The organism is Phytohabitans sp. LJ34, assembly GCF_052068095.1.
Taxonomy (GTDB): domain Bacteria; phylum Actinomycetota; class Actinomycetes; order Mycobacteriales; family Micromonosporaceae; genus Phytohabitans.
Window position 1 is genome coordinate 70,977 of the sequence record NZ_JBQHDG010000001.1, and the last position, 24,311, is coordinate 95,287.

25 protein-coding genes and 1 pseudogene are annotated in these 24,311 nt (G+C 71.3%); 18 read left to right on the forward strand and 8 right to left on the reverse strand.

Annotated features, from left to right (window positions below; genetic code table 11):
- Positions 1 to 26: 26 nt before the first annotated feature.
- Both ACTMTJ_RS00340 and ACTMTJ_RS00345 read left to right on the forward strand, forming a co-directional pair.
- Positions 27 to 611, forward strand: a complete 585-nt coding sequence (locus ACTMTJ_RS00340) for an HAD family hydrolase (protein ID WP_441214469.1) — start codon at positions 27 to 29, stop codon at positions 609 to 611.
- Positions 612 to 647: 36 nt separating this feature from the next.
- Positions 648 to 1,034, forward strand: a complete 387-nt coding sequence (locus tag ACTMTJ_RS00345; RefSeq protein WP_441213937.1) for a cold-shock protein — start codon at positions 648 to 650, stop codon at positions 1,032 to 1,034.
- On the opposite strand, the pseudogene ACTMTJ_RS00350 reads toward ACTMTJ_RS00345, so the two are convergent.
- Positions 1,033 to 1,794: pseudogene (locus tag ACTMTJ_RS00350) on the reverse strand (1,4-dihydroxy-6-naphthoate synthase); the annotation flags it as partial. The gene ACTMTJ_RS00345 and the pseudogene ACTMTJ_RS00350 overlap by 2 nt on opposite strands.
- 377 nt (positions 1,795 to 2,171) lie before the next feature.
- Here ACTMTJ_RS00350 and ACTMTJ_RS00355 point away from each other — a divergent pair.
- Positions 2,172 to 3,032, forward strand: a complete 861-nt coding sequence (locus ACTMTJ_RS00355) for a GNAT family N-acetyltransferase (protein WP_441213938.1) — start codon at positions 2,172 to 2,174, stop codon at positions 3,030 to 3,032.
- Positions 3,033 to 3,084: 52 nt separating this feature from the next.
- Here ACTMTJ_RS00355 and ACTMTJ_RS00360 read toward each other — a convergent pair whose 3' ends face one another.
- Both ACTMTJ_RS00360 and ACTMTJ_RS00365 read right to left on the reverse strand, forming a co-directional pair.
- Entirely contained in the window at positions 3,085 to 3,711 is a 627-nt protein-coding gene (locus tag ACTMTJ_RS00360) for a futalosine hydrolase (protein WP_441213939.1), read from the reverse strand.
- Positions 3,708 to 5,276, reverse strand: coding sequence for an MFS transporter (locus ACTMTJ_RS00365; protein WP_441213940.1), 1,569 nt, complete (start codon positions 5,274 to 5,276; stop codon positions 3,708 to 3,710). The genes ACTMTJ_RS00360 and ACTMTJ_RS00365 overlap by 4 nt, the downstream gene beginning before the upstream one ends.
- A gap of 9 nt (positions 5,277 to 5,285) precedes the next feature.
- Between ACTMTJ_RS00365 and ACTMTJ_RS00370 the strand changes: the two genes are divergently transcribed.
- A complete protein-coding gene (locus tag ACTMTJ_RS00370) occupies positions 5,286 to 6,128 on the forward strand; it encodes a DUF3027 domain-containing protein (protein ID WP_441213941.1) in 843 nt (280 codons plus the stop codon).
- Between the two features lie 3 nt (positions 6,129 to 6,131).
- Here the strand turns inward: ACTMTJ_RS00370 and ACTMTJ_RS00375 are convergent, their stop codons facing one another.
- Positions 6,132 to 6,332 carry a DUF2530 domain-containing protein gene (locus ACTMTJ_RS00375; protein WP_441214470.1) on the reverse strand — a complete coding sequence of 67 codons (201 nt, stop codon included), beginning with the start codon at positions 6,330 to 6,332 and terminating at the stop codon, positions 6,132 to 6,134.
- A gap of 150 nt (positions 6,333 to 6,482) precedes the next feature.
- On the opposite strand from ACTMTJ_RS00375, the gene ACTMTJ_RS00380 reads away from it, so the two are divergent.
- The 6 genes from ACTMTJ_RS00380 to thpR all read left to right on the forward strand — a co-directional run bounded on the left by ACTMTJ_RS00380 (position 6,483) and on the right by thpR (position 11,648).
- Complete coding sequence (locus ACTMTJ_RS00380) at positions 6,483 to 7,895, forward strand: NCS2 family permease (RefSeq protein WP_441213942.1); 1,413 nt, start codon at positions 6,483 to 6,485, stop codon at positions 7,893 to 7,895.
- A gap of 70 nt (positions 7,896 to 7,965) precedes the next feature.
- Positions 7,966 to 8,415 carry a MarR family transcriptional regulator gene (locus ACTMTJ_RS00385; protein WP_441213943.1) on the forward strand — a complete coding sequence of 150 codons (450 nt, stop codon included), beginning with the start codon at positions 7,966 to 7,968 and terminating at the stop codon, positions 8,413 to 8,415.
- A 70-nt stretch (positions 8,416 to 8,485) separates the two neighbouring features.
- Positions 8,486 to 9,772, forward strand: coding sequence for an MFS transporter (locus tag ACTMTJ_RS00390; protein WP_441213944.1), 1,287 nt, complete (start codon positions 8,486 to 8,488; stop codon positions 9,770 to 9,772).
- Between the two features lie 21 nt (positions 9,773 to 9,793).
- Positions 9,794 to 10,540: a maleylpyruvate isomerase family mycothiol-dependent enzyme gene (locus ACTMTJ_RS00395; protein WP_441213945.1), complete on the forward strand. Its 747-nt coding sequence runs from the start codon at positions 9,794 to 9,796 to the stop codon at positions 10,538 to 10,540.
- Positions 10,541 to 10,612: 72 nt separating this feature from the next.
- On the forward strand, positions 10,613 to 11,080 hold the full coding sequence (locus ACTMTJ_RS00400) for a hypothetical protein (RefSeq protein ID WP_441214471.1): 468 nt from the start codon (positions 10,613 to 10,615) through the stop codon (positions 11,078 to 11,080).
- A gap of 4 nt (positions 11,081 to 11,084) precedes the next feature.
- A complete protein-coding gene (gene thpR / locus ACTMTJ_RS00405) occupies positions 11,085 to 11,648 on the forward strand; it encodes an RNA 2',3'-cyclic phosphodiesterase (RefSeq protein ID WP_441213946.1) in 564 nt (187 codons plus the stop codon).
- A gap of 595 nt (positions 11,649 to 12,243) precedes the next feature.
- On the opposite strand, the gene ACTMTJ_RS00410 is transcribed toward thpR, so the two are convergent.
- The 4 genes from ACTMTJ_RS00410 to ACTMTJ_RS00425 all read right to left on the reverse strand — a co-directional run bounded on the left by ACTMTJ_RS00410 (position 12,244) and on the right by ACTMTJ_RS00425 (position 16,783).
- Entirely contained in the window at positions 12,244 to 13,230 is a 987-nt protein-coding gene (locus ACTMTJ_RS00410; RefSeq protein ID WP_441213947.1) for an aldo/keto reductase, read from the reverse strand.
- 31 nt (positions 13,231 to 13,261) lie between these two features.
- A complete protein-coding gene (gene sepH / locus ACTMTJ_RS00415; protein WP_441213948.1) occupies positions 13,262 to 14,329 on the reverse strand; it encodes a septation protein SepH in 1,068 nt (355 codons plus the stop codon).
- Positions 14,330 to 14,466: 137 nt separating this feature from the next.
- Positions 14,467 to 15,594: a phosphoserine transaminase gene (gene serC, locus ACTMTJ_RS00420; protein WP_441213949.1), complete on the reverse strand. Its 1,128-nt coding sequence runs from the start codon at positions 15,592 to 15,594 to the stop codon at positions 14,467 to 14,469.
- Positions 15,595 to 15,676: 82 nt separating this feature from the next.
- Complete coding sequence (locus tag ACTMTJ_RS00425; RefSeq protein ID WP_441213950.1) at positions 15,677 to 16,783, reverse strand: citrate synthase 2; 1,107 nt, start codon at positions 16,781 to 16,783, stop codon at positions 15,677 to 15,679.
- Positions 16,784 to 16,987: 204 nt separating this feature from the next.
- Between ACTMTJ_RS00425 and pdxH the strand changes: the two genes are divergently transcribed.
- From pdxH to ACTMTJ_RS00465, 8 genes are all read left to right on the forward strand, one after another.
- Positions 16,988 to 17,611 carry a pyridoxamine 5'-phosphate oxidase gene (pdxH, locus tag ACTMTJ_RS00430; RefSeq protein WP_441214472.1) on the forward strand — a complete coding sequence of 208 codons (624 nt, stop codon included), beginning with the start codon at positions 16,988 to 16,990 and terminating at the stop codon, positions 17,609 to 17,611.
- Positions 17,612 to 17,739: 128 nt separating this feature from the next.
- Positions 17,740 to 18,969 (forward strand): MFS transporter, encoded by a 1,230-nt coding sequence (locus tag ACTMTJ_RS00435; protein ID WP_441214473.1) that lies wholly within the window; start codon positions 17,740 to 17,742, stop codon positions 18,967 to 18,969.
- On the forward strand, positions 18,956 to 19,888 hold the full coding sequence (locus ACTMTJ_RS00440) for an aldose 1-epimerase family protein (RefSeq protein ID WP_441213951.1): 933 nt from the start codon (positions 18,956 to 18,958) through the stop codon (positions 19,886 to 19,888). The genes ACTMTJ_RS00435 and ACTMTJ_RS00440 overlap by 14 nt, the downstream gene beginning before the upstream one ends.
- Positions 19,889 to 19,894: 6 nt before the next feature.
- Positions 19,895 to 20,512 (forward strand): nitroreductase family protein, encoded by a 618-nt coding sequence (locus tag ACTMTJ_RS00445; protein WP_441213952.1) that lies wholly within the window; start codon positions 19,895 to 19,897, stop codon positions 20,510 to 20,512.
- 120 nt (positions 20,513 to 20,632) lie between these two features.
- Positions 20,633 to 20,926 (forward strand): type II toxin-antitoxin system VapB family antitoxin, encoded by a 294-nt coding sequence (locus ACTMTJ_RS00450; RefSeq protein ID WP_441213953.1) that lies wholly within the window; start codon positions 20,633 to 20,635, stop codon positions 20,924 to 20,926.
- Positions 20,926 to 22,092, forward strand: a complete 1,167-nt coding sequence (locus ACTMTJ_RS00455; RefSeq protein WP_441213955.1) for an acyl-CoA dehydrogenase family protein — start codon at positions 20,926 to 20,928, stop codon at positions 22,090 to 22,092. Before ACTMTJ_RS00450 ends, ACTMTJ_RS00455 begins: the two co-directional genes overlap by 1 nt.
- Before the next feature lie 80 nt (positions 22,093 to 22,172).
- Complete coding sequence (locus ACTMTJ_RS00460; RefSeq protein WP_441213956.1) at positions 22,173 to 22,931, forward strand: DUF4230 domain-containing protein; 759 nt, start codon at positions 22,173 to 22,175, stop codon at positions 22,929 to 22,931.
- Positions 22,932 to 23,076: 145 nt separating this feature from the next.
- Positions 23,077 to 24,306 carry a glycosyltransferase family 2 protein gene (locus ACTMTJ_RS00465; protein ID WP_441213958.1) on the forward strand — a complete coding sequence of 410 codons (1,230 nt, stop codon included), beginning with the start codon at positions 23,077 to 23,079 and terminating at the stop codon, positions 24,304 to 24,306.
- Positions 24,307 to 24,311 lie beyond the last annotated feature (5 nt).

A 24,311-nucleotide genomic window follows, 5' to 3' on the forward strand; every position in this document is an offset into this window, starting at 1 on the left:
CGCTGGTTGTCGGGTTCGACCTTGACATGACCCTCGTCGACTCCCGCCCCGGCATCGCCGCCGCCTTCCGCGAGCTGTCCGCCCGCACCGGCGTCTACGTGGACGCCGAGGCCGCGGTGGCCCGCCTCGGCCCGCCGCTTCGCCATGAGCTGCGGCGCTGGTTTCCGCCCGAGCAGTTGGAGGAGGCCGTCGACGGATACCGCGCGCTCTACCCGGAGTACGCGATCACTCCGTCGATGCTGCTGCCCGGCGCCGCGGAGGCGGTCGAGACCGTGCGCGCGCTCGGCGGCAAGGTGGTGGTCGTCACGTCGAAGCTCGGCCGGCTGGCCCGGCTCCACCTCGACCACCTCGGCCTGCCGGTCGACGAGGTGGCCGGCGATCTGTTCGCCGAGGGCAAGGCCACCGCGTTGACCGAGTACGGCGTGCTGCTGTACGTGGGCGACCACGTGGCCGACATGGTCGCCGCACGCACCGCCGCCATCCCCGGCGTCGGTGTCACCACCGGCCCCTGCTCCGCCGACGAGCTCCGGGCGGCTGGCGCCAGCGAGGTCCTGGGTGACCTGAATGGATTCCGAGGCGCGCTGACGGGGTTGCTCCGGTTAGCCTTGTGACAACCAGCAATCCCGCAAACGGAGTTGAGGTCAGCGGTGCCTACGGGTCGAGTGAAGTGGTACGACGCGCAGAAGGGCTACGGGTTCGTCACCAGTGACGAGGGTGGCGATGTCTTCCTGCCCAAAAACGCGCTGCCGGGGGGCGTCACCGACCTCAAGAGCGGCCAGCGGATCGAGTTCGGGGTCGTCGACAGCCGCAAGGGCGCGCAGGCGATGGGCGTGACGCTGCTGGAGGCGCCGCCGTCGGTCACCGAGCTGCGCCGCCGCCCGGCCGAGGAGCTGCACGGCCTCATCGAAGACATGATCAAGGTGCTCGAGGCGAAGGTCATGCCCGACCTGCGGCGCGGCCGCTTCCCGGACAAGAAGACGTCCCAGATGGTCGCCCAGGTCGTGCACGCGGTGGCTAAAGAGCTGGAGATCTGAGCAAGGCCTCGACGGCCTTGTGCCCCTCGCCGCCGAGGTCCTCGGTGAACCCGTTGACGTAGAGCGCGATGTGCTGGTCGACCACGTCCGGCTCCATCTCCTGGGCGTGCGCCAGCACATAGTCGCGGCTCGCCTCGGGATGCGCCCACGCGTAGCGGACCGACGCCCGCACCCAGTCCGCCGCGGCCTGCGGGTCGACCGCGCCGCGGCGGGCCAGGATCGCCCCGAGGGGGATCGGCAGCCCGGTCTCCCCTTCCCACCACTCGCCCAGGTCGGCGAGCGCGGTGAGGCCGTAGCGCTGGTACGTGAAGCGCGCCTCGTGGATGACCAACCCCGCGTCGAAGCGACCCGCCGCGACGCCCGGCATGATCTGGTCGAACGGCACGATCTCCACCTTCGCCGGCGGCCGCTCGGCAGCCCACTGGCGCATCAGCAGGTACGCGGTGGTCCGCTCGCCCGGCACCGCGATGGTCGCCCCGGTCAGGTCCTCCCGCGGCTCCTTGGTGAGCACGAGCGGCCCGCACCCACGCCCGAGCGCCCCGCCGCAGGGCAGCAGGTGGTAGTCGTCCAGCAGCCAGGGCAGCGCCGCATAGCTCACCTTGACCAGGTCGAACGCCCCCTTCTCGGCGGCGGTGTTGGTCACGTCCACGTCCGCGTACGTCACGTCGAACGCTGGCGCCCCCGGCACCAGCCCGTGCACGAGCGCATGGAAGACGAACGTGTCGTTGGGACACGGCGAGATCGCAAGTGAGAGCGCCACAGCTTCACGCTATCCCGGCCAGCAGCTCTCCGGCCCGGTGCACCGCCTTGGTCAGTTGCAACCTCGCCGACAGCACCACCCGACGGATCCTAGAGCCGCCGAGGCCAGGGGTGCTGTGCGAAGAGCTGTCGAGCTGCTCGCACAGACGGGGCACGCGCGCCCGCGTCTGGAGACCGTCGGACTCGGGGTGTTCCCCCTGGTGTGTGCCTGGCAGTGGGGGGTCCGCGGCCTGGAGGCGGCGCGGCGTACCCAACCCCGGAAGGTATCTCGTGGGCGCACAAGCGGGGCAGGTCGACAGCTCCCCGCACGCGGAGGCCCCCAGGTTGCTTCAGCGCCGAGTTATCCACAGGAATGAGGCAGGGATTGAAGCATGGGTGGTGAGTAGGCAGGCTGCCGACATGGTGGAAACGGGCGGCATCGAGCTGGGTGAGACTCTTCGTGCCTTGCGGCGGCGGGCGGATCTCAGTCAGCGGCAGCTGGCGGAGGTGGCCGGCGTGCCCAAAAGCACAGTGGGGCGCATCGAGTCCGGAGCCGCCCTCGATCCGCGGTTCCGGACCGTGGAACGGCTCCTGCGGGCGGCCGGGGGTGAGCTTGCCGTCAGCGATGGGAGCGGGCCGGTGCCGGGCGAGGAGCTGCGTGATCGGGCGGAGCGGCACTATCCAGCCCACCTCGATGTGCGGCCTGTCGAGGAGCTGACGGACTGGGCGGGAGCGTGGTGGGCGCACTGGCACCGGTTGCCGCGGGAGACCTGGCCGTTGCAGCCGCCGGAGTACACCTACGACTTGAGCCGTGGGCGGCGGGAGCGACGGCGGTGGCGGGAGTGGGTGCGGCGGAGCCTTCGCGTGCGGCGAGTGGGGGATGGCGGCGCCGGCGTGGGCGAGGTCTGGCGCTGGGTCGCGGAGGCTGGCGACGGCGTCGTGGTCGGGGAGTTGCGAGCCCTGGTGCGGGCCGGGCATCCCGAGGACACGCCGGGGCGGCGTGAGGTCTTTCTCGACGGCGTGGTGGTGGCCCGAGGGGTGCGCGGTCTGGGGATCGGACGGCGGCTGGTCGGAGAGTTCGCGGCGGAGGTGGAGCGGTCGGGCGTTGAACTCGCGCGGGCGGTGGTCGGGGCGGGGCTGCCGGCGGCGTTCCTGCGGCGGTGTGGGTTTCACGAGGACTCTTGGCGGCCGGTCGCCCTTGTCCTGGGCGCGCGCCGGTCGACGGCGTCAGGACGGGCCGAGGGCGGCGCACAAAGCTGACGGCGCCGCGACGGGGCGAGGGCCGCCCCAACCGCCCAGGAGCGCCGCGTGGTCAGGCGGTCAGCGCGTGGGCGGCTTTGGCCAGCGCGGCGAGGGCGTCGGGGATGCGCCAGGCGCCGCGGTCGCGGGGGCCGATCGGGTTGGAGATGGTGCGTAGCTCGGCGAAGGGGAGGCCGGCGTCGGTGGCGGCGCGGGCGGCGCCGTACCCCTCCATGGCCTCGGCCACCGCGGCCGGGAAGCGGCGGGTGAGGGTTTCGGTGGTCTCGGCTGTGCCGGTCACGGTGTTGACGGTGAGGATGTCGCCGGTGATCGCGTCGGGGAGCGCGGCGTGCAGGCGGGCCAGCAGCATCGGGTCGGCCGGCGCGATCGCGGTGCCGAAGCCCAGGTCGTCCAGCGGGATGAAGCCTTCCGGGGAGTCCGCGCCGAGGTCGGCGGCGATGCTGCGGGTAGCGAGGACGGTGGCGCCGACCGGGGCGCGGCCGGCGAAGCCACCGCCGATGCCGGCCACGACCACGGCTGTGTACGGGCTGCCGGCTGCCTCGGCCAGGGCGAGCAGGCGGGCGGTGCCGGCGGCGGCCGCCGCGGCGCCCACGCCTACCGCGGCGACGGTCACTTCGCTGGCTCCCGCACGGACCGCCTGGGCCTCCGCCTCGACGGCGGTCACGACCAGCAGCGTCATGTGGGCGGGCCGGACGACGGGCGGTACACATGGAAGCCAGGCGGCGGGACGGTGTCCTTTTCCTTCTCCTGCTCAGTTTCCGCGGCCGGTCCGCGATCTAGCGTCGGCTCCGGCTCCGGCTCGGGCGGCGGTGGCGCTGCCTTGCGGCGCCGGCGTGACGTTGGCTTGGTGGGCGGCGGTGCGGAGGGCGGCGGCGAGTCGGCGTCCGGGTCTGCCCGGCCGTTGAGCCGGTCCTTGCGGAGCGTGCCGGCGACCACCACCGCGCGGGCGGCGGCGAGGACCGCGACGACGGCGGCCACTCCGATGCCCAGGCGGCCGTGGAACGGGATGAGGCCCAGCGCGCCGCCGGCCACCCAGGCGAGCATGAGCACGGTCTCGGAGTGGGCGAACGCGCTGGCCCGCAGGCGTTCGCCGATCCGCTCCTGTATGGACGCGTCGACGGCGAGCTTGGAGATGCCGCTCATGAACGCTGTCACCAGGCACAGCAATGCCACCATGGCGAGCGAGAACTTCAGCGTGGTGAGCACCGCCACGCCGGCCACGATCACGAGCCCGCTGGACTGGAGGGCGGCGGGACGGTGGATGCGCATGCGGGTGCCGATGGCGGTGGCGAGGAAGCCGCCCACGCCGAGCGCGCCGCCGGCCAGGCCCAGCGCGAGCTCGTCTCCCAGGTCGCGGCCGAGGAACTCGGTCGTGAGGTTGCCGGACTTGATGGCGAACGCGAGGAAGAGCAACAGGAAGCCGTAGAGCCCGCGGAGCGCGGCGCTGCTGACGAGCGTGGCGATGACCAGCCGGCCGGTGAGTGCGCGGTCGCCGCGGCGCAGGCCCATCGCGGCGAACGGGCGGGGGAGCGTCTCCGGTGGGTCGGAGTCGGCCTTGGGTGGCAGGCGCAGGGCGACGACCATGCCCACCAGGAAGATGATCGAGGCGACGCGCAGCGGCCACTGCGGGCCGAACTTGAAGGCGGCGAGCCCGATCGGGGTCACGGCGGCGCCGGCGATCATGCCGTACACGCCGGCCCGGGCGGCCGCCTGGGACAGGCCCATGCCCTCGGGCAGCAGCCGGGGCACGGCGGCCGAGCGGGCCACGCCGTATGCCCGGGAGAGCGCCAGCACGCCGAACGCCGCCGGGTAGAGCGCGAGGCCGTGGATGTAGTCGGACATCATCCAGGCCAGGAACGCGCGACCGAGCATGGTGGCGGCCAGCGCGTATCGCCGGCCATGGCGGAAGTGGTCGAGCAGCGGGCCGGCCACCGGGGCGAGCACCGCGAACGGGATCATCGTGACCAGCAGGTAGACGGCGACGCCGCTGCGTGCCTCGCCGATCGACGCGCTGAAGAAGATGGTGCCGGCCAGGCCGATCGCGATGAGGATGTCGCCGGCGTACGACGCGGCGTGCAGGTCGAGCAGGCGGGTCATGCCAACCTCGCCGCCGGCGCCCTTGGTGCGGACGGCGCCGACCTTGCGACCCGCCCACCGGCCGCCGCGGACGGAACTACGGCCGAAGAGCCGCGTCCACCGGATCATCGAGCCGACGGCTCGGCCGAGCGATGGCAACAGCGGCATCCCCCCATTTTGGCGCATGGCACAATAGCCGGCGTGACCAGGACCACCGCCGTTCGTGCCGCTCGTCTCGACCAGGTCTGCGCTGACGCGGTCGATCTGGCCCGTTCCGCCATCACCGAGGTCGACGCCGCAGACGTGGGCGAGCATCTCGACGCGGTGGCCGAGGCCGATCGCGTGGTCACCCACTTCTTCGAGTGCCACTTGGCCGGCTACCGCGGCTGGCGGTGGGCCGTGACGGTCACCCGGGTGCCACGCACCAAGCACGTCACGGTCTGCGAGACCGTGCTGCTTCCCGGGCCGGACGCGCTGCTCGCGCCTGGCTGGGTGCCGTGGGAGGAGCGGCTCAAGCCTGGCGATCTGGGCGTCGGCGACCTGCTGCCCACGCCGCCCGACGATGACCGCCTCGCGCCCGGATACATGCTTTCCGACGACCCGGCCGTCGAGGAGGTCTCCTGGGAGCTCGGCCTCGGCCGTTCCCGGGTGATGTCGATGGAGGGGCGGATGGAGACCGCCCAGCGGTGGTACGACGGCGAGCACGGCCCCGAGGCGCCCATCTCGACCGCCGCTCCCCGCACCGCGCGGTGCGGCTCGTGCGGCTTCTACCTCCCGCTGGCCGGGTCGCTGCGGCAGGCGTTCGGTGTGTGCGGAAACCTGTACGCGCCTGACGACGGCCGCGCGGTCAGCGCCGACCACGGCTGCGGCGCGCACTCGGAGGCGACGCGCGTGGCCGAGCCGCCGGTCGACGAGCTGCCCACGGTGTACGACGACAGCGAGGTCGAGGCGGTCGCGGTGAGCCGCGCACCCGGCTCCGTCGAGGTTGGTGAGCCCGCGGAGCCGTACGGGCACGGCTAGGCGTTACGAGCCGCGGCGCCGCCGCCGGTTTCGGTCGTGGCGCAGCATGACGGCCAGGCCGAGAAATCCGAGCAGGAAGCCGGCCAGGCAGGTCCAGAGCCAGTCGGTGTGCCCGTTGTCTTCCAGCCAACCGCGGAAGAAGACCAGGAGCACCAAACCGGCCACCGCCCAGCCCACGATCCCGGCGACGGCGAAGGGCACCATCGGTGGATCGAGCGGCTCCACCCGGGGTGGTGGCTCGTGTTGATCAGACACGAGGCAAGGGTACGGCTTTGTAACTCGCAGGTGCTTCTTCGGTATCCCCTGATCTGGGACGATGCGCGGAACCGTATTCATGATCATAGGTGAGGTTCCATGGACCGTTTCGACCGGTTCTTTGAGATATCCGCCCGTGGTTCCACGTTGGGTCGCGAGATCCGAGGTGGGTTCGCCACGTTCTTCACGATGGCGTACATCGTCGTCCTCAACCCGCTGATCCTCTTCGGCGCGACCGACGGCGACGGTGCGAAGCTGGCCATCCCCGCCGTGGCCGCCGCCACCGCCCTTGTGGCCGGTGTGATGACGATCCTCATGGGTGTCGTGGCCCGCTTCCCGCTGGCTCTGGCCGCCGGGCTGGGTGTCAACGCGCTGGTGGCGTACGAGATCGCGCCCGAGATGACCTGGGCCGACGCGATGGGCCTTGTGGTGATCGAGGGTGTGATCATCGCGATCCTGGTGCTCACCGGCCTGCGTACCGCCGTCTTCCGCTCGGTGCCTACCCAGCTCAAGACGGCCATCGGTGTCGGCATCGGCCTGTTCCTGGCGCTGATCGGCTTCGTGGACGCCGGCTTCGTCAAGGGCAACGCCGGCACCCCGCCGGTCGGGCTCGGCATCGGCGGCGTGATCGTCACCTGGCCGGCGCTGGTCTTCGTGATCGGCCTGCTGGCGACGCTGCTGCTGGTGGTGCGCCGGGTCAAGGGCGCGATCCTGATCGGCATCCTCGGCACCACGGTGCTGGCCGTCATCGTGGAGGCGATCGCCGACGTCGGCCCGGCCGGCGGCCCGCAGGGCAACCCGCACGGCTGGTCGCTCAACGTGCCCGAGTGGCCGTCCACCTGGGACGCCACGCCCGACCTGTCGCTGCTGGGCGAGTTCAACGTGCTGGGCGCGTGGGACCGGGCCGGCGTGCTCGTGGCGCTGATGTTCGTCTTCACGCTGCTGCTCACCGACTTCTTCGACACGATGGGCACGATGGTGGCGGTCGGCCAGGAGGGCAACCTGCTCGACGACAACGGCCAGCCGCCGCGTACCCGGGAGATCCTGCTTGTCGACTCGGTGGCCGCCGCCGCGGGTGGCGCGGCGAGCGTGTCGAGCAACACCTCGTACATCGAAAGCGCCGCGGGTGTCGCCGAGGGTGCCCGGACCGGTGTGGCCAACCTTGTCACGGGTGCGCTTTTCCTGGTCGCGGTCTTCCTCGCGCCGCTGGTGGAGCTCGTGCCGTTCGAGGCGGCGTCGGCGGCGCTGGTGATCGTCGGCTTCCTGATGCTCACCGCGGTACGCACGATCGACTGGACCGACTACGAGATCGCGATCCCGGCGTTCCTGACGATCGTGCTGATGCCGTTCACCTACTCGATCTCGAACGGGATCGGGGCCGGCGTGATCACCTACGTGCTGATCAAGCTGGTCAAGGGGAAGGCGCGCGAGGTACACCCGCTGCTGTATGCCGTCGCCGGGCTCTTCGTGCTGTACTTCCTACGCGGCCCGGTCGAGACGCTGCTCTTCTGAGCGTTCCCTGAACGTGATCGCAGTCATATTCGGTGGTCGTTAGCCTAGCTTATTAGTTAGGCTAACGACCGTGACGGAGCGGACGGTGATGGCGGTGCCAGTTACCGCTGTGCAGCTCGCGCCGATGGTGCGCGATGCGATCACCAGGCTCAACCGGCGGGTCCGGCAGACCCGGCCCGTCGGTGACCTCACGGCGACCCAGCTCAACGCATTGACCAGCCTCGAGCTGGCCGGTGCGCTGACACCCAGGGAGCTCGCCGACGTCGAGCGGGTCCAGCCCCCGACGATGACGAAGATCATCGCGAAGCTGGAAGAGCGTGGCCTCGTGCAGCGCTCGCCCCACCCGACCGACGGGCGGCAGGTCATCCTGGCGGCGACAGAGGCCGGTCGTGCGGTGCTCGCCCAGTTCGAGCGGGCCCGTGACGAGTGGCTGGCCAGCCGCCTGGCCGAGCTGCGCCCGGAGGAACGCGACACGCTACGGCGAGCCGCCGAGATCCTGCGAAAGCTCGCCAGCGCCTGACGGCCCCCATCGGTGCCGCTTCGTCCACTGTGGATGACGCGCATCATCGGTGAGGGAGGCGCACTCTCAAGTGCGGGCAAAGCTGAGCACCACATTCCAGTCCTTGACGGTCCGCAACTACCGGCTCTTCGCGACCGGTCAGCTGATCAAGCTGATCGGCGTCTGGATGATGTTCATCGCCCAGGACTGGCTGGTCCTCGAACTGTCGGACGACTCCGCCACCGCCCTGGGCGTGGTGACGGCGCTCCAGTTCACGCCCGTGCTGCTGCTTACGCTCTTCTCCGGCCGCCTCGCCGACCGCTACGACAAGCGCCTGCTCCTGCTCATCGGAAACGGCGCGTGGAGCGTGCTGTCCCTCGGCATGAGCGTCCTCGTGGTGAGCGGCGCGGTGCAGCTGTGGCATGTGTTCGTCTTCGCCGGCCTGCTCGGCACCGCCAACGCGGTGGAGACGCCGGTGCGGCAGGCGTTCGTCTCCGAGCTGGTCGGCACCCGGCTGCTGCCCAACGCGCTTTCGCTCTCCGCGGCCACGTTCAACACCGCGCGGATCGTGGGACCGGCGGTGGCCGGTGTGGCGATCGCGGCGTTCGACGTGGGTCCGGTCTTCATGATCAGCGCGGTCAGCTCGCTCGCCCCGCTGCTCATGGTGGCCCGGATGCACGCTGACGAGCTGCACCGCCCGGAGTTGCCGCCGATCGACGAGCGCGACGCGGCGAAGGTGACCGACGGCCTGCGGTACGTGGCCCGCCGGCCCGACCTCGTCATGCCGATGGCGCTGATCATGGTGATCGGCATGGTGCTGTTCAACTTCCAGCTCACGCTCGCCGCGCTGGCCAAGACCGTCTTCAACACCGGCGCCGCCTCCTTCGGCCTCTTCACCACCGCGCTCGCGGTGGGCGCCCTGGGTGGGGCGCTGGCCGGCAGCGGCCGGCGTGAGCGGCCCTCGGCGTACGTGGTGATCGGCGCCGCCTTCGCATTCAGCGTGCTCGGCACATTGGTCGGCCTCGCCCCGGCGTACTGGCTGGTGACCGTGCTGCTCGTGCCCACCGGGTTCTTCATGGTGTACTTCGCGCAGGCCTCCAACCAGCGTGTCCAGCTCAGCGTCGACCCGGCCTACCGCGGTCGCGTGATGGCGCTGTGGGTGCTGGTCTTCCTGGGCACCAACCCGGTCGGCGCGCCGCTCATCGGCCTGGTGGCGGAGAAGTTCGGCGCCGGCGTGAGCATCTGGGCCGGCGGCCTGATCTCCATCGCCGCGGCGCTCCTCGCGCTGGCCTGGCAGCTGCGCCGCACCGGCGGGCGGCTGCGGCTGCGGCTGCGCCCGCTGCCCCGGCTGTACGTGATCCACGCGGGAGTGTCGTAGGCGCGTGCTTGACTGGCGGGCATGGAGCGGTTGCGATTCCTGCGCTGCCTGGCCGACGACGAGGCGCGGCTCCGCGAGGTGGCGGCCCGCGATCTCGACGCGGATGTGCCCAGCTGTCCTGGTTGGACGGTGGCCGACCTGGTCCGCCACGTGGGTGAGGTCTACCTGCACAAGGTGGAGTGCATCCGCACCGGCCTGCGCCCGTCCCACTGGCCGCCACCCAGCCTGGAAAAGGAGGATCCGCTGCCACTCCTCGACCGCGCCTACGCCGCGCTCGTCGACGAGTTGGGTCGCGATCCGTCCGCGCCGGCCTTCACGTGGTTCGAGCCGGATCAGACGGTCGGGTTCTGGGTGCGCCGCATGGCGCAGGAGACGGTGATCCACCGGGTCGACGCCGAGCTGGCCCTCCGCCTGGAGGTCACGCCGATCCCCGACGATCTCGCGGTCGACGGCATCGACGAGGTGCTCCACCTCTTCTTGGCGTACGAGACGGCAGGCGCCCCGGAGGCCTTCGGCGCCGCGCTGTCGCAGAGCGACGGCCACGCGGTGCTGGTCGCCGCCGGCGACGCGCGCTGGTCGGTCACGCCGGCCCCCGAGGGCGTGCTGGTCGGGCCGGCGGACGGTCGGTCGGCAGCCTCGGTCACCGGCGACCCGCAGAGTGTCCTGCTGTGGCTGTGGGGTCGGGCCGGCGGCGACACGGTCCGGCTGGAGGGCGACCGGGAGCGGATCGACGGCCTGCGCGACCTGCTCCGTGACACCACACAGTGAGTCCGCCTTCCGTCAATTGAAACCGGTAGCAATAGTCGAAGATTCGGCTTAGCGTGAAGGATCGTGGCCATCATGCACGCGGTTGTGCTGGCACTAGCGCTGATAGCGCTGGTGTGCCTGCCGTGCCTGGTGGCCCTTTTCATCTGTGCGGAGGGCACGGCGGGCCGTGTCCGGCGTCGGGTGCGTGACCAGCGCGACCGTCGCGACCTGCACCGCCTCGACCGCACGCTGAGCCAGCAGAGCATCTCGCTCGCCGAGCTCGACCAGCACCAGCCGAGCATCCAGCAGATAGCGGCAGACCTGCGCCGCCTCGACCACCAGCGCCTCGGCATCGCCACCCGTTCCAAGGTCTGGCACGCCGCCGTGCTGCTGGCCTACGACGACCGGCTCCGTCTGGCCAGCCGCTGCCTCGGCGTCTGCGAGCACCTCGGCCAGCTCGACGGCGTCGACCTGGAGATCGAGCGGGTCCGGGTCGAGGGCGAGCTCGAGGCGGCCGGCCTACACCTGCGCTCGACAGCGCCACGCCACCAGGATCATTGAGGCGTTGCGGCTCTTCGTCGCGGTCTACCCGCCGGAGCACGTGGCCGACGACTTCGCCGCCCACGTCGAGCAGCTGCGGGTCAGCCAGGCCCTCCGTGAGGGCGTCAACACCCGAGTCGCTTCGCGCGCCAACTGGCACGTGACGCTCGCGTTCCTCGCAGACGTCCCCGACGACCGGTCGACCGACGCGGCCAACGCCGTCGAGCGGGCCGCCGCCCTCGCCGCGCCCTTCGAGGTGCGGCTGGGCGGCGGTGGCCGGTTCGGGCGCGGCCGCTTCACCATCCTGTGGGTCGGTGTCGGCGGCGACGTGCCGGCGCTTGCCGGGCTGAGCCGCGGCGTGCGGCGCGAGCTCAAGCGGGCCCGCCTCGCCTACGACCCCAAGCCGCTCCGGCCGCACCTGACCGTGGCCCGCCCCGGCGACCGCGTCGACCGGTCCGCGGTGGAAGCCGACCGGGCCGCCCTCGACGCCTACGAGAGTCCACGGTGGACGGTGGCCGAGGTGGTGCTGATGCGCAGCCACCCCGGCCCCAAACCCACCTACGACCAGCTTGGCGCCTGGCCGCTTTGAGCGCGATTTCAGCTCTTAACCGTTCTAGAGACCTTTCGGGGTCAGGGTCGCCGCTCGTCGTGCGTTGCTTCAAGGCAGATCTGCCCATGTCCGCGTCAGCTGCGGACCGTATGCTCCCGCGGGCACCGCTCCCGGCCGGCGGCTCGCAGCGCTCGCCGAAACCCCCGGCCGTCCACTGCCAGCTCCGCGAGACAAGCCCGAGCGGGTCTACACGGCCCCACCTGCACCATCCTGACGCAACGTAACCAGCCCAGAGGTCAGGACTTCAAGATCTAGGAGACTTAGGGTTGAAATAGCGCCTTAACTCTCCTAGATCTCGAATCTCGCGCCGCTCACGCCGCCGCGGCGGTTACCCGCGGCGACGAAAACCCGCAGCTTTCCCAGAGCGCCGATCCGGGAACAGACATTGTGGACAAACAGCGACCGTCGCGGCGGCCCAACGGGGTGAGCGCGACCAGCGGCGGACGGGCGAGGCCGCGGGAGCAGCGGTCTGGACCACGACGGACGTCGCGGTAGCTCAAATCTTTTGTCCTAATAGGAACTCAGCGCCCGGGCCACCTCGACTCGAAACGTCTCGAGATCGCGTCTGGCGGGGTTACCAGGCCCAGGCTTCCGGGGCGGGGCCGCCGCTGCCTATGGGTGGGAAGAGCTCGTCGAGCTGGGCGAGCACGTCGTCGGAGAGCACCACGTCGAGGGCGCCGAGCGAGGCGTCGAGCTGGTCGGCCGTGCGTGGTCCGATGATCGGGGCGGTGACGCCGGGGCGGGACAGCAGCCAGGCCAGCGCCACGTTGGCCGGGTCGTAGCCGAGGTCGGCGGCCAGCTTTTCGAACGCCTCGATCGTCGACCGGTGCTCGGCCAGCGTGTCGGCGGCACGTCCGCTCTTGGCCCGCGCCGCGCCGCCCTCGGCCAGCTTGCGGACCGCTCCGCCGAGCAGGCCGCCGTGCAGCGGTGACCACGGGATGATCCCGATCCCGTACCGCTGGGCGGCCGGTACCACCTCCAGCTCGACGTGGCGGGTGAGCAAGTTGTAGAGGCACTGCTCGGACACGAGCCCCAGGAAGTGCCGTGCCGACGCGGTCTCCTGCGCCTGCGCGAGGTGCCAGCCGGCGAAGTTGGACGAGCCGACGTAGAGCACCTTGCCCTGGTCTACCAGCGTCTGCATCGCCTGCCAGATCTCCTCCCACGGCGTCTCCCGGGAGATGTGGTGCATCTGGAGAAGGTCGATCCAGTCGGTCTGGAGGCGGCGCAGCGAGTCTTCGGCGGAGCGGATGATGTGGCGGGCGGAGAGGCCGCGCTCGTTGGGCCAGTCGCCCATCCGGCTGTACACCTTCGTGGCCAGGACCACCTTCTCCCGCCGGCCGCCACCTTGGGCGATCCAGCGGCCGATGATCTGCTCGGTGACGCCCTCGCCGAGCTTCCAGCCGTAGACGTTGGCGGTGTCGAAGAAGTTGATGCCGTGCTCGAGCGCCTGGTCCATCACGGTGAAGCTGTCCGGCTCGCTGGTGTGCGGGCCGAAGTTCATCGTGCCGAGGCAGAGGCGGCTGACCGACAGGCCGGTGCGGCCCAGGTTGGTGTACTCCATGCGCCCAACCCTGCCACGCGGCAGGCGAAGATCAGGAGGTCTCGCGGGCGGCCGGGCCGGTGCCGAAGAGCACGTCATCCCAACTGGGCAGGCGCTTGCGCGGCTTGGCTCCGGGCTCGGTGGACTCGCTCGCGGCGGCAGCGGCGCCGGTGGTGCGCCGGGGGCGCAGCACGGCCAGCGACGGCACCGCCGGCACCTCCTTGGGGAGGTCGCTGTCGTCGTCGAAGGCCGAACCCTGACCGCCGCCGAGCAGTGCGGCCGCGCCACCGGAGACGGCCGGGCGTTGCCGGGCCGGCTCGCTCGGGGCGGCGGCCGGGTCGAGGCCGCGACCGGGGGAGCTGACCGGGCGGTCGAGCGAAGCGAGGAGCGCATCGCGGCCGGCGCGGATCGGGTCGCGGGTGCGCGACTTGTCGCCGGCGGCGGGCAGGCCGTGGCCGCCGCGGCTGGGCTCGGCGCGGGACGGGCCGGGCAGGCCGTGGCCACTGCGCTCGACCGGCGGCTCCTGCCCGAGGATCTGGGTCGGGCGCTCGGCGCACAGGTATTGCGCCATGTCGTCGTGTGGGGAAACCATCTGGCGGGTCTTGTCGAGCTCCCAGATCGCCTGCGCCGTGGCCTTGCCGGAGGGCCAGGTGGCCACGATCCGCCAGGTGCCGTCGTCGCGCCGGTAGGCGTCCCAGGAGATTTTTTCGGAGTCGATGCCGTGCTGGGCGAGGCGGCTGTCGACGACCTCGGCGAGCGGCGCGCCCTTTTCGGACGACTTCAGGCGGGTGCGGCGGGCGTGCTGGGCGAGCATCGCCCGCTCCTGGAGGACCGGGCCGGCGTAGCGCAACACGCGGTCGACCGGCACGCCGGCGATGCGGGCCACGTCGTCGGCCGACTCACCGGAGCGGATGCGGGCCTGGATGTCGCGCGGGGACAGCGACGGGGCGGGCTCGCTGCCGCTGGCGACCGCGAACGTGATCGGCCCGGCGCCCGGCTCGGCGTGCAGCGCGGTGGAGATCCGCTCGTCGAGCGGGAGCGCGAGGAGCCGGCCCACCTCGTCGGCGAGCACCAAGGCTTGGCCGTCCTCGGAGAGGGCGACGAAGCGTACTGGCCGCATCGCGTTGCCTCCGTCCCGCTTCGCTGGCCTGCGCCACCTCTAGCCAGGCCAGGCCAGAGATGTCCTCGGCACACGGTACGCGCAATCTACCTGCCGCGGGGGGAGGCCACGCGGCATGTCGCGCGGCCCGCCACCCGTCAGAGCCGCTCGACCACGTAGTCGATGCAGGCGGTCAGCGCGTCGACGTCGCTCGGCTCGACGGCCGGGAAGAGCGCCACGCGCAGCTGGTTGCGGCCAAGCTTGCGGTAGGGCTCGGTGTCGACGATGCCGTTGGCCCGCAGCACCTTCGCGATGGCCGAGGCGTCGACGCCGTCGGCGAAGTCCACAGTGGCCACCACGTTGGAGCGCAGTGCCGGGTCGCTCACGAACGGCGTGGCGACGCTGGAGCGCTCGGCCCAGCCGTACACGATCGCCGCGCTCTCGGCTGTGCGCTTGGCCGCCCAGGACAGGCCGCCCTGCCCGAGCATCCAGTCGGTCTGCTCGGCGGCCAGGAAGATCGTGGCCAACGCGGGCGTGTTGTAGGTCTGCTCCAGCCGCGAGTTGTCGATCGCGGTGACCAGGTCGAGGAAGCCCGGGATGTAGCGGCCCGACTGCTTGATCTCGGTGGCCCGGGCGAGCGCGGCCGGGGACATCAGGGCGATCCAGATACCGCCGTCGCTGCCGAAGCACTTTTGCGGCGCGAAGTAGTAGACGTCGCTCTCGCGCACGTCGACGTCGAGGCCGCCGGCGCCGGAGGTGGCGTCGACGAGCAGCAGCGCGTCGTCGTCGGCGCCGGCCACCCGCTTGATCGGCACGGCCACGCCGGTGGAGGTCTCGTTGTGCGGGGTGCCGTAGGCGTCGACACCGGCCTCGGCCTCGAGCGTGGGCGCCGAGCCCGGGTCGGCCTTGCGCACGGTCGGCTCGCCGAGGAACGGCGCGGCCTTGACCGAGGCGGCGAACTTGGCGCCGAACTCGCCGAAGCTGGCGAACTGGGCCCGGTCGCGGATCAGCCCGAACGTCGCCACCTCCCAGAAGGCGGTGGTGCCGCCGTTGCCGAGGACGACCTCGTAGCCCTCGGGCAGGGAGAAGAACTCGGCGATGCCCCGGCGCAGCCGCGCGACCTGGTCGCGGACCGTCTTTTGCCGGTGGGAGGTGCCGAGGTAGGTGGTCGCCACGCCGGCCAGCGCCGACACGGACTCGGGGCGCACCTTGGACGGCCCGCAGCCGAAGCGGCCGTCGGCGGGCTTGAGGTCGTCGGGGATCCGGATGCTCGGTGTGTCAGCCACGGCGGACATCTTTCCACCGAACTCCGGCGGGCCGGGATACGGCCCGCCGGAGTGTAAGCAAGGGCACGCCGCCCGTGATCTTCTACAGGCCGTGCGGCACGGTGTCCCAGCCTTCGACGTCGGTGGGCTTGCGCGGTGCCGGGCCGACGTACGTCGCGGAGGGGCGGACCAGCCGGTTGAGCCCCTTCTGCTCCAGGATGTGCGCGCTCCAGCCGCCCATCCGCGCGCAGGTGAACATCGACGTGAACATGTGCGAGGGCACCTCGGCGAAGTCGAGCACCACCGCGGACCAGAACTCGACGTTGGTGGCCAGCACCCGGTCGGGCTTGCGGTTGTGCAGCTCCTCCAGCGCGGCCTTCTCCAGCGCCTCGGCGATCTCGAAGCGTGGGGCGCCGAGCTCCTTGGCGGTGCGGCGCAGCACGCGGGCCCGCGGGTCTTCGGCGCGGTAGACGCGGTGGCCGAAGCCCATCAGCCGCTCGCCGCGGTCGAGCACGCCCTTGACGTACCCCTCGGCGTCGCCGCTGCGCTCCACGGCCTCGATCATGTGCAGCACGCGCGAGGGCGCGCCGCCGTGCAGCGGGCCGGAGAGCGCGCCGATGCCGGACGAGATGCAGGCGGCCGCGTCGGCGCCGGTGGAGGCGACGACCCGGGCGGTGAACGTCGAGGCGTTCATGCCGTGCTCGGCGGCGGAGATGAAGTACGCGTCGACGGCCTTGACGTGCCGCGGGTCGGGCTCGCCGCGCCACCGCTTCATGAACCGCTCGACGATCGTCGAGGCCTTGTCGATCTCCTTCTGCGGCACGGCCGGCAGGCCCAGCCCGCGGGCCGACTGGGCGACGAACGACAGAGCGGTGACCGACACGCGGGCGAGGTCTTCGCGCGCCTGCACGTCGGAGATGTCCAGCAGCTGGGAAAGCCCCCAGTACGGCGCGAGCATCGCCACGGCCGACTGCACGTCGACCCGGATGTCGCCGGAGTGCACCGGCACCGGGAACGGCTCGGCGGGCGGCAGCCCGGGCCCGAATCGACCGTCGACCAGCAACGCCCAGACGTTGCCGAACGAGACCTGACCGATCAGATCTTCGATGTCGACACCGCGGTAACGTAGCGCGCCGCCCTCTTTGTCGGGCTCGGCGATCTCGGTCTCAAAGGCGATCACGCCTTCCAGTCCCGGCTTGAAGTCGGACATTTCGCTCTCCCGGATCTGCTATCGCCAAGCCACGGGGTGGCCGCGGCAGGTTGCGTGCCATCTTGCCTGGTGGGTAACTAAGTTTGCGAGTGCTGGGTCTTGTGGTACATGCGACATCATCCCTTTTCCGCCGAGTTAACGGGGGGTTACCCCTCGCGCCAAGAGGATGGGGCCGTGATCGCAGACACACCCGAGCCCGCTGACATGCGTCGCGACTACGGCACCGGGAAGGCGCTTTCTCGCGACGACCTGGCCCCCGACTGGTGGACCCAGTTCGATCGATGGTTCGCCGACGCGGTCGACGCCGGCCTGCCCGAGCCGAACGCGATGATCGTCGCCACCGCCGACCCCGCCGGCCGGCCCAGCGCCCGCACCGTGCTGCTCAAGGGGTACGACGAACGAGGCCTGGTCTTCTACACCAACTACGAGTCGCGCAAGGGCACCGAGGCGGCCGCCAACCCGTACGCCAGCGTGGTCTTCCCGTGGTTCGCGATGCGCCGCCAGGTCGTGGTCGGCGGCGCCGTGACCCGGGTGACCCGCGCGGAGACCGAGGCGTACTTCGCCACCCGCCCGCGCGAGTCCCAACTGGGCGCCTGGGCCAGCCCGCAGTCCCAGGTGGTGCCCGACCGGGCCGCGCTGGACCGGGCGTACGAGCAGACCGAGAGGAGGTTTCCGGAGCGGGTGCCGGCGCCCGAGCACTGGGGTGGGCTGCGTGTCGCGCCACACACCGTCGAGTTCTGGCAGGGCCGCACCGGTCGGTTGCATGATCGGTTGCGCTACCGCCGCACCGACGAGGGAGTGTGGACCATCGAGCGGCTGGCCCCTTGACGGATAGCCTCACCCGGCGCTCTGCTGGTCGCGCTCGCTTCGCTCGCTGGGCGCGCCGGGCGGCCGGCTTCCGCCGCCCTCGTCGCTCCGCTCCTCGGACCGGCGGTCGCCACCCCCGGCGCTGGGCGATCGACGTCCGACCGCTCAGCGTTCCCGCGTACCGGCGCATGTGGCTCGGCAACGCGGTCTCCTTCTTCGGCTTCCAGCTCACCGCCGTCGCGGTGCCGGTCGAGATGTTCGCGATCACCGAAGACTCGTTCTGGGTGGGCCTGCTCGGCGTCGCCGGCCTCGTACCGCTGATGGTCTTCGGCCTCTGGGGCGGCGCGGTGGCCGACGCGGTCGACCGCCGCCGGCTGCTGCTGGCCAGCTCCACGCTGATGTGGGCGTCGACCGGCGGCCTGCTGGTGCAGGCGCTGCTTCAGGTGGGCAGCCCGCTGCTGCTGCTCGGCTTGGTGGCGGTGCAGACGATCGCGTTCGCGATCAGCTCGCCGACCCGGCAGGCGATCATCCCGCGGCTGGTCGGGCCGGAGCTCGTGCCGGCGGCCAACACGCTCAGCTTCACCACCACCAGCGGCAGCGCGGTGGTCGGGCCGCTGGCCGCGGGCCTGATCTTCGGGACCTTCGGCACGGACACCGGGCTGCCCATCGCGTACGGCGTGGACGCCCTGTTCTTCGCCATCTCCTTCTGGGCCACCCTGCGCCTGCCAGCCATCCCGCCCGGCGTCGAGCGGGCCACGATGGGGCTGCGCAGCGTCGTGGACGGCATCCGCTACCTGGCGACCACGCCGGTGCTGCTGCTCTCGTTCGCCATCGACCTGATCGCGATGGTGCTGGCCATGCCGCGGGCGCTGTTCCCCGAGGTGGCCGAGGACCGGTTCGGCGGCGGCGCCGCGGTCGGCTGGCTCTACAGCGCGATCGCGATCGGCTCGGTGATCGGCGGGCTGACATCGGGCTGGATCGGCCGGGTCCGCAAGCAGGGCGTGGCGCTGACCGCCGCGGTGGTCGCCTGGGGCATCGCGGTCGGAGTGTCCGGCTTCGCCCGCCACCTGTGGCTGGTGGTGCTGCTGCTCGCCTTCGCTGGCGCGGCCGACCTGGTGAGCGCGGTCTACCGCCAGTCGATCCTCCAGACGTACGCGCCGGACCGCTTCCAGGGGCGCCTTCAGGGGGTGTTCATCACGGTTGTCGCCGGTGGTCCGCGGCTGGGCGATTTGCGGGCCGGTGCGATGGCCGGGCCGTGGGGCGTCACGCTCGCCTGGGCCGGCGGCGGGTTCGCGGCCGCGGTGCTGGCGTTGGTGCTGGTGCTGGCCTTCCCCGCGCTCCTGCGCTACCAGATATCGTCAGCCGATGGACAACGGTAGGACCCCGCTCTCCGGGGCACAGTGGACGATCGCGGCCGAAGGCCACGAGGCCGTCGTGGTCGAGGTCGGCGGAGGGCTGCGGCACTACCGGTGGCGCGGGGTCGACTACGTGGACGGGTACGGCGACGACGAGCTGCCGCCGGGCTGTGCCGGACAGATCCTGGCGCCCTGGCCCAACCGGATCCGTGACGGCCAGTACACCTTCGGCGAGCGGCAGCTCCAGCTCTCGATCACCGAGCCGATCCGCAACAACGCGATCCACGGCCTGGTCAACTGGCAGCCCTGGACGTTGGCCGAGCGCTCGGCCGACGCGGTGACGATCGAGTGCGCGATGCCGGCCCAGCCGGGCTACCCGTGGCCGCTGCGGCTGCGCGCCGAGTGGCGGGTCGGCGGGGACGGGCTGCGGGTCACCCACTCGGTCACCAACGCCGCCCACGAGCCGTGCCCGTTCGGCTTCTCCGTCCACCCTTACCTGCGCCTGCCCGGCGCCCGCGCCGACGACCTGCTGCTGCGCGTGCCGGCCCGCAGCCGCGTGCTGGTCGACGGCCGGCTGCTGCCGATCGGCGCGCAGAAGGTGGCCGGCACCGAGTTCGACTTCACCGAGCCGCGCCGCATCGGCACCACGGTGTTGGACACCGCGTTCGGCGACGTCGACCGGCGCGAAGACGGCGGCTCCGCCGTCACCCTGTCCACATCGGATGGAGAGCACGCGGTCACGATCTGGGGCGACGCCGCGTTCGGCTGGTGGCAGGTGTTCAGCAGCGACACGCTCACCGGCGACCGGTTCCGCCGCGCGGTGGCGATCGAGCCGATGACCTGCGTGCCCGACGCGTTCCGCTCCGGGCGTGGGCTCGTCGTGTTGGAGCCGGGCCAGACCTGGAGCGGCACCTGGGGCATCACGCCGTCCGCGGGCGGCTGAGCCGGGGTGGAGTTCCGCGACGTCGTGCGGCGCCGGCGGATGGTTCGCAACTACGACCCCGACCGTCCGGTGCCGCCCGAGGTGGTCGACCGCCTGCTCGCCCACGCCACCCGGGCGCCGTCCGCCGGATTCTCCCAGGGCTGGGGGTTTCTGGTCCTGGAGGAGCCCGCCGACCGGGAGCGGTTCTGGGCCACCACGACACCCGAGGGGCAGGCGATGACCGGCTGGCTGGCCGGCATGCGCCGCGCCCCGCTGCTCGTGGTCGCGCACTCCAACCGGTCGGTGTACCTCGACCGGTACGCGGAGCCGGACAAGGGCTGGACCGACCGCGACCCGGGCCGCTGGCCGGCGCCGTACTGGGACATCGACGCCGGCTTCGCGAGCATGTTGATGCTGCTCACGGCCGTCGACGAGGGCCTGGGCGCGTGCTTTTTCGGCATCCCGCCGGCGCGTATCGCGGCGTACCGGGAGCAGTTCGGGGTGCCGGCGGACTTCTCCCCGATCGGGGCGATCACGGTCGGCTATCCGGCCCCGGACCGCCGCTCGCCGTCGCTCAAGCGCGGCCGGCGGCCACCCGACCAGGTCATCCACCGTGGGCACTGGACTGGACAGCGTGCAATATAGCCGACATCAGGGAACAAACCGAGGTGTCGGCGCCGGTCGCTAGGCTGGCATGCGGTCGACACCGGTAAGAGCCGGCACAGGTAAGAACGGTACGGCGACATGGGAGGGGAGCGTGCCGTCGTGATCTTCAAAGCGGTTCGGGACGGGCGTCCGTATCCCGACCACGGTCTGACGCTGAAGCAGTGGGCGGAGATCCCGCCACGGCCGATCCGGATCGACCAGCTCATCACGACAAAGCGCGAGCTCGCCCTCGACAAGCTCCTCGCCGAAGACTCGACCTTCTACGGCGACCTGTTCCCGCACGTCGTGCAGTGGAACGGCGGGCTCTACCTCGAAGACGGCCTGCACCGGGCGCTGCGCGCGGCCCTTCAGCAGCGCAACCAGATCCACGCCCGAGTGCTGGTGCTGACCTGATGCGCGCACTGCCGCTCGACCTGATCGACGTCGACTCGCTGCACACCGACGAGGAGCGGCAGATCCGCGCCGTCGTGCGCAAGGTCGTCGACAGCCTGGTGCGCCCGCACGTCGCCGAGTGGTACGAGCGGGGGCAGGTGCCGGCCCGCGACCTCGCGCTGGAGTTCGGCAAGCTCGGCCTGCTCGGCATGCACCTGACCGGATACGGCTGCGCCGGCGCCTCCGCCGTGGCGTACGGGATGGCCTGCCTGGAGCTCGAGGCGGGCGACTCGGGCGTGCGTTCGCTGGTCTCGGTGCAGGGCTCGCTGGCCATGTACGCGATCTGGCGCTTCGGCAGTGCCGAGCAAAAGTCGCAGTGGCTGCCCCGGATGGCCGCCGGCGAGGCGCTGGGCTGCTTCGGGCTCACCGAGCCCGATCACGGCTCCGACCCGGCGTCGATGACGACGCGGGCCCGTCGCTCCGGCGATGACTGGCTGCTCAGCGGCACCAAGATGTGGATCACCAACGCGCCGGTCGCCGATGTGGCGGTGGTCTGGGCGCGGGCCGAGGAGGCCGTGCGCGGCTTCGTCGTGCCGATGGACTCACCCGGCGTCACTGCCCGCGAGATCCAGCACAAGATGTCGCTGCGCGCCTCCTCGACCGGTGAGCTGGTGCTCGACGACGTGCGGCTGCCCGCCGACGCCGTGCTCCCCGAGGTCGAGGGGCTGAAAGGCCCGCTGTCCTGCCTGACCGAGGCCCGCCAGGGCATTTCCTGGGGCGCGCTGGGCGCGGCGCGGGAGTGCCTGCACACGGCGCTCGACTACGCGGTGTCGCGGGAGCAGTTCGGCCGGCCGATCGGCGCCTTCCAGCTGACCCAGGCCAAGCTCGCCGACATGGCGGTCGAGCTGCAAAAGGGATACCTGTTGGCGCTGCACCTCGGCCGCCTCGCCGACGCCGGCAAGGTCCGCCCCGAGCAGGTCAGCGTCGCCAAGCTCAACAACGTGCGGGAGGCCCTCGCGATCGCCCGGCAGTGCCGCACGATCCTCGGCGCCAACGGCATCAGCGGTGAGTACCCGGTGCTCCGCCACGCCAACAACCTGGAGAGCGTGCTGACCTACGAGGGCACCTCCGAGATCCATCAACTTGTCATCGGGCAAAAGCTGACCGGCCTGTCGGCGTTCGGCTGAACGTGCGAGTGTCGCACCCGGGCCGTACCGTTCTCTTAAGGGTCTCTTAAGCCCAGTCTCAAGAGGACGGTGATCGGGACATGGACCACCCGACCAGCGAGTTTTCCGAGTATCGAAAGGGTCAGGCCACGGCGGAGGAGTCACGGCCCGACCCGCGGTTTCACGACGACGAGGAGACCACGCCCGAGACACCCCGCGCGCGCCGCGGCCGGGCCCTGTTCTGGCTGGCCGGCGCGGTCGGGCTGATCGTGGTCCTGGTGCTCAGCGTCCAGGCGGTCGGGCTGTGGCCGAGCTGGCGTAACCCGTTCGCCCAGGAGACCAAAGACCGCAGCCAGCCGCCGCTGCTTCAGTCCATCCAGGATCTGAGCCGCTACGTGGCCGCGGAGGGCAATTTCCAGGTCGTCATCGACCTCGAAAAAGACCGCAAGTACGTGCCGGACTTCCTGGTCAACCAGCGCACGCTCTTCGTCGGTGCGGGCCGGGTCGAGGCCTACGTCGACTTCGGCAAGATCGGCGACGGCGCGATCGTCGAGTCCGCCGACCGCACGTCGGCCGAGGTCACGCTGCCCGGGCCGCAGCTCACCGAGGCCTCGCTCGACCTGGAAAAGAGCTACGTCTTCGCCGAGGAGCGCGGCCTGCTCAACAGGCTCGGTGAGGTGTTCGGCGGTGATCCAAACCGCCAGCAGGAGGTCTACCAGCTGGCCCAGGAGCGGATCACCGGGGCCGCGCGAGACAGCGGCCTCGTGCAGCGGGCCGAGGAAAACACCCGCAAGATGCTTGAAGGCCTGCTGCGATCACTCGGTTACACACAGGTCAAGGTCACCTATACCGCCGCATAGCGGCGGGTGCGGTCGCGGCGCCACCCGCTATCCTCATGCGGGTGGCGCGAGCCTTTGCGCTTGGCGACGCGCCGGGCGAGGATCAAAACATCGCGCGTAGAGTGCGCCGGCAAGGACAATCAGCGTTGTGACCGGGAGTATGCCTGTGGCCAGCACCGTGGCGAAGGACGACGTCGACATCGAGGTCACCGTCCTGTTGCCCTGCCTCAACGAGGCGGAGACGCTCGAGGTCTGCGTGACCAAGGCGCGCCGCGCGCTCGACGACCTGGGCGTGGTCGGCGAGGTGCTGGTCAGCGACAACGGCTCGACCGACGGCTCGCAGGACATCGCGATCAAGGCCGGCGCCCGGGTCTCGCACGCGCCGGTCCGCGGATACGGCGGCGCGCTGCTCAACGGCATCGCCGAGGCGCGCGGTAAGTACATCATCATGGGTGATGCGGACGATTCGTACGACTTGTCCAATCTTGAGCCGTTCATCCGTGAGCTCCGGGCCGGCCACGACCTGGTGATGGGCAACAGGTTCCGCGGCGGCATCGCGCCCGGCGCCATGCCCCCGCTGCACCGCTACCTGGGCAACCCGGTGCTCTCCTTCCTCGGACGTCGCCTGTTCGGCAAGAGCCTGAGCCACGTGGGTGACTTCCACTGCGGCATCCGCGGCTTCAACCGCGACCGCATCCGCCAGCTGGGCCTGTGCATGCCGGGCATGGAGTTCGCCTCCGAGCTGGTCGTGCGCGCCGCGCTCAACGACTACGACATCGTCGAGGTGCCGACCACCCTCCAGCCCGACGGCCGCAGCCGCCCGCCACACCTGCGCACCTGGCGTGACGGGTGGCGCCACCTGCGGTTCCTGCTGGTCTTCGCGCCGCGCAAGACGCTGATCTGGCCCGGCGCGATCATGTTCGTCCTCGGCCTGATCGGCACGTCGATCCTGACCGTCGGCCCCCTGCGAGTGGCCGGCGTCGGCTTCGACATCAACACGCTCGTCTACACCTGCCTGGCCATGCTCGTCGGCACCCAGCTGCTGATGTTCGGCGCGTTCGCCCTGATCTATGGGCACAACGAAGGCATCACCAGCGAGCGCCAGTCCGACCGGTGGATCCGCCTGATCCGGCTCGAGACCTGTACGGCGGTCGGCGTGCTGCTCGTGCTGATCGGCCTCGCCGGCAGCATCCTGGCGTTCTCCGCCTGGGGCTCGCGCGGCTTCGGCGCCCAAGACCTCGGCGAAGCGCTCCGCGTGGTGCTGCCCTCGTCGACCTGCATCGGCGTCGGCGTCACCGTGATCTTCGCCGGCCTCTTCTCCAGCCTGCTGAGCCTGCGCCGGGTCAACTCACCCGTGGTGAGCCCGGCCGGCGAGTTCGCCTCCACCAACGCCTGACCAGG

Excerpts from the sequence above, each read along its gene's own strand:
- ACTMTJ_RS00460 (WP_441213956.1), top strand. The coding sequence starts at position 22,173 with ATGGACCACCCGACCAGCGAGTTTTCCGAGTATCGAAAGGGTCAGGCC.
- pdxH (WP_441214472.1), top strand. The coding sequence starts at position 16,988 with ATGCGTCGCGACTACGGCACCGGGAAGGCGCTTTCTCGCGACGACCTG.
- ACTMTJ_RS00400 (WP_441214471.1), top strand. The coding sequence starts at position 10,613 with ATGCACGCGGTTGTGCTGGCACTAGCGCTGATAGCGCTGGTGTGCCTG.
- ACTMTJ_RS00380 (WP_441213942.1), top strand. The coding sequence starts at position 6,483 with ATGGACCGTTTCGACCGGTTCTTTGAGATATCCGCCCGTGGTTCCACG.
- ACTMTJ_RS00395 (WP_441213945.1), top strand. The coding sequence starts at position 9,794 with ATGGAGCGGTTGCGATTCCTGCGCTGCCTGGCCGACGACGAGGCGCGG.
- ACTMTJ_RS00360 (WP_441213939.1), bottom strand. The coding sequence starts at position 3,711 with ATGACGCTGCTGGTCGTGACCGCCGTCGAGGCGGAGGCCCAGGCGGTC.
- ACTMTJ_RS00365 (WP_441213940.1), bottom strand. The coding sequence starts at position 5,276 with ATGCCGCTGTTGCCATCGCTCGGCCGAGCCGTCGGCTCGATGATCCGG.
- ACTMTJ_RS00340 (WP_441214469.1), top strand. The coding sequence starts at position 27 with ATGACCCTCGTCGACTCCCGCCCCGGCATCGCCGCCGCCTTCCGCGAG.
- ACTMTJ_RS00410 (WP_441213947.1), bottom strand. The coding sequence starts at position 13,230 with ATGGAGTACACCAACCTGGGCCGCACCGGCCTGTCGGTCAGCCGCCTC.
- ACTMTJ_RS00425 (WP_441213950.1), bottom strand. The coding sequence starts at position 16,783 with ATGTCCGACTTCAAGCCGGGACTGGAAGGCGTGATCGCCTTTGAGACC.
- ACTMTJ_RS00455 (WP_441213955.1), top strand. The coding sequence starts at position 20,926 with ATGCGCGCACTGCCGCTCGACCTGATCGACGTCGACTCGCTGCACACC.
- sepH (WP_441213948.1), bottom strand. The coding sequence starts at position 14,329 with ATGCGGCCAGTACGCTTCGTCGCCCTCTCCGAGGACGGCCAAGCCTTG.
- ACTMTJ_RS00440 (WP_441213951.1), top strand. The coding sequence starts at position 18,956 with ATGGACAACGGTAGGACCCCGCTCTCCGGGGCACAGTGGACGATCGCG.
- ACTMTJ_RS00375 (WP_441214470.1), bottom strand. The coding sequence starts at position 6,332 with ATGGTGCCCTTCGCCGTCGCCGGGATCGTGGGCTGGGCGGTGGCCGGT.